This window comes from Kytococcus sp. HMSC28H12 (genome assembly GCF_001816045.1).
GTDB classification, from domain to species: domain Bacteria; phylum Actinomycetota; class Actinomycetes; order Actinomycetales; family Dermatophilaceae; genus Kytococcus; species Kytococcus schroeteri.
This window is the reverse complement of record NZ_KV824686.1, coordinates 1-1,346: the sequence shown is the minus strand read 5'-3', so window position 1 is coordinate 1,346 and position 1,346 is coordinate 1. Positions and strand designations below refer to the sequence as shown.

General features: G+C 76.7%; 3 protein-coding genes. All 3 read left to right on the top strand.

The window, feature by feature from the left end:
- On the top strand, positions 1 to 371 hold a 371-nt coding region (locus HMPREF3099_RS11135; RefSeq protein ID WP_168168532.1), incomplete at its 5' end, for an FAD-dependent oxidoreductase.
- The gene (thiS, locus tag HMPREF3099_RS11130) at positions 368 to 583 is read left to right on the top strand and encodes a sulfur carrier protein ThiS (RefSeq protein ID WP_070706105.1); all 216 of its coding nucleotides are present in this window, start codon (positions 368 to 370) and stop codon (positions 581 to 583) included. The genes HMPREF3099_RS11135 and thiS, both read left to right, overlap by 4 nt.
- On the top strand, positions 580 to 1,346 hold a 767-nt coding region (locus tag HMPREF3099_RS11125; RefSeq protein WP_083323737.1), incomplete at its 3' end, for a thiazole synthase. The genes thiS and HMPREF3099_RS11125, both read left to right, overlap by 4 nt.

Here is a 1,346-nt window from a genome sequence, read left to right as displayed (position 1 = left end):
TGGTGGGGGCCACGAGCGTGGAGCGGGGCACCGACGAGCGCGTGCCGGCCGGCGAGGTGCTCGACCTGCTCGGTGACGCCGCCGCGCTCTACCCGGGCGTCCGCGAGATGCACCTGGCCGAGGCGCTCAGCGGGCACCGGCCCACCCTCGCCACACCGGGCCCGCTGCTGCGCGAGCACACGCTGCCCGGCTCCGACGGCCCGGTGCGGGTGGTGCTCTCCACCGGTCACGGCCGCCACGGTGTGTTGCTGTGCCACCGGGCCGCCGCCGCCACCGCCGCCGCGGTGCGCACGTCGGCCCCGTCCGTCGCCCCGACCCCACCAGCCCGTTCGTCCCCGTCCGTCCCGCCCACCCTCGAGGAGGCCTCGTGAGCACGCCCACCACCATCCGGTTCAACGGCACCGAACGCACCGTGCCGCCGGGCACCACCCTGGAGCAGCTGGTCACCGAGGTGCTCGGCCCGGGTCACGCCGGGGTGGCCGCGGCCGTGGGCCAGCAGGTGGTGCCCGCCGGTGCGTGGGGCCTCACGGTGCTCGCCGAGGGTGACCAGGTGGAGCTGCTCACCCCGGTGGCCGGCGGATGAGCACCGAGCCGAGCCCCACCCCGACGACGACCGCTCCCACCGCACCGCCCGGTATCCCCTCGCACACCCCGCTGGAGGACCCGGGCTGGGAGGTGGCCGGCACGCGCCTGACCTCCCGGCTCGTCACCGGCACCGGGGGCGCCACCCACCACACGCTGCTGGCCGACGCGCTGCGCGCCAGCGGTACCGAGGTGACCACCGTGGCCCTGCGCCGCGCCGACCTGGCCGGCGGCCCGTCCCTGCTCGGCGTGGTCCGCGACCTGGGCCTGCGGGTGCTGCCCAACACCGCCGGGTGCCAGACCGCCCACGAGGCCGTGCTCACCGCCCGGCTGGGCCGGGAGGCGCTGGGCACCGACTGGGTGAAGCTCGAGGTGGTCATGGACCACGACACGCTGCTGCCCAACCCGCTGGAGACCGCCGAGGCTGCCGAGCAGCTCGTGGCCGACGGGTTCACCGTGTGGGCGTACACCTCCGACGACCCGGCGCTGGCCGCGCACTTGGAGGACCTGGGCTGTGCCGCGGTGATGCCCGGCGGCTCCCCCATCGGGTCCGGGCTGGGCGTGCTCAACCCGCACAACATCGCGCTCATCTGCTCGCGGGCAGGGGTTCCGGTGGTGCTGGACGCCGGCATCGGCACTGCGAGCGACGCCGCCCTGGCCATGGAGCTGGGGTGCGACGCCGTGCTGCTGGCCACCGCGGTGCACCGCGCGCACGACCCGGTGACCATGGCCGCCGCCCTGCGCGAGGCCGTGCGGGCCGGCTG